Source organism: Hydrogenophaga sp., assembly GCF_041633695.1.
Lineage (GTDB): Bacteria > Pseudomonadota > Gammaproteobacteria > Burkholderiales > Burkholderiaceae_C > Hydrogenophaga.
Window position 1 is genome coordinate 1 of record NZ_JBFJMY010000696.1, and the last position, 1,532, is coordinate 1,532.

Sequence of the window (1,532 nt, forward strand, 5' to 3'; positions counted from 1 at the left end):
CATAGCCGGGCTATGGGGCTGCAAATCCGGCAAAAACTGTCCTCGCTGGGGGCGATTTTCGCTTTCGACGCCTTCTGCCGCGCAGGCTCCTAGGTTTTGCGGGCCCGGGGAATTGACCAGCCCGCTGCGCCGGGCGCAGGGGTGGACCAGCCACAAAAAAAGGGACCGAAGTCCCTTTTTTTTCGTGGCGCTTGGCCCATCCGGATGCTCCGGATGGGCCCACCGAGCCGACTCAGTTGGCGCGCACCGCGCCGGTTTTGGCGGCGTAGAACGTGTCTTTGTTGGCGTTCCGGTACGCGGCCAACTCGGCTTTCACTTCGGCGCGGGTGACTTGGCTGGGGGTGCGCGGAGCGCGCAGGTTCAGCATGCCGGTTTCCGAGTCGTAAAAGCGGTCGGCTTTGGCCACGCGGTAGGCGGCCAGTTCGGCTTGCACTTCGGCCCGGGTTTTTTGCGTGCCGGTGTTGGCCACGGGGCTCAGGTTCATCAGACCGGTTTCGGAGTCGACGAACTTGCCGGAGGCAAATACGTCGGTCTCGGCCATGGCCTGACCGGTGGTCAGAGCGGCGAGTGCGAGAACGAGGGTGGCGGTGTATGCGGTTTTCATGATCGGTATCCTTTCAAAGTTGATGATCCCGAGCGGTCGCTGACTCCAGCGTCTGCTCGGTATCGATGGGGCGTTTCGAGCTACGTCTCGTCGATGGGTGAACTTTAAAGTTTCTGTTCGAGAAGAAAAATAGCCTGAAAGACAATGAACTGTTGTGAAATGAGAAACAATGAGGGCTTGAATCACACCGGAGCGGACCTATGGATCGTTTGATGTCTATGCGCGTTTTTCAGCGGGTCATTGACGAGGGCGGCTTTGCCGCAGCCGCGCGGGCGCTGGACATGTCGCCTGCGGTGGTCACCCGGTTGGTGGCCGATCTGGAGGAGCATCTGGGCGCGCGTTTGCTGCACCGGACCACCCGCCGCCTGTCGCTGAGCGATGCGGGCGAGGCCTACCTGAGCCGGGTGCGCAGCATCTTGCAGGACATCGACGAGGCACACGATCTCGCGAGCGCCCAGACGCAGGAGCTGGCCGGAGTGCTGCATGTGCTGGTGCAGCCGGTGCTGGCCACCCAGGTGCTGGCACCGCTGGTGGCGGGCTTTCGGCAGCTGTACCCCAAGATCGTGCTCGACATCGTGGTCGAGTACTACCAGGAACCGCCGATTGAAGAGCACGACATCACCCTGTTCGTCGCGGAAGACGACTTTGACGGCGAAGTCATCGCACGCAAGATCATCACGGCCAACGTGATCCTGGTGGCTTCGCCCGACTACCTGAAGCGCAAGGGCACGCCCTTGGTGCCCGAGGACTTGCAAGACCACGACTGCCTGCGCATGAAACAAGCGAGCTTGCGCCCCAGCATCTTGCGTTTGAAGCACAGCGAAGATCCGCTGGCCTCGTCGGAAGTGGAGGTGAACACCGTGCTCTGGGCCAACCACGGCACCACGCTGATGCGCGCCGCGCTGGACGGCGCGGGCATCACCGCCGC

General features: G+C 62.4%; 2 protein-coding genes. One reads left to right on the top strand and one right to left on the bottom strand.

Annotated features, from left to right (window positions below):
* Positions 1-232: 232 nt before the first annotated feature.
* Positions 233-604: a DUF4148 domain-containing protein gene (locus tag ABYB95_RS23325; protein ID WP_372662699.1), complete on the bottom strand. Its 372-nt coding sequence runs from the start codon at positions 602-604 to the stop codon at positions 233-235.
* 212 nt (positions 605-816) lie between these two features.
* On the opposite strand from ABYB95_RS23325, the gene ABYB95_RS23330 reads away from it, so the two are divergent.
* On the top strand, positions 817-1,532 hold a 716-nt coding region (locus ABYB95_RS23330), incomplete at its 3' end, for a LysR family transcriptional regulator (protein ID WP_372662702.1).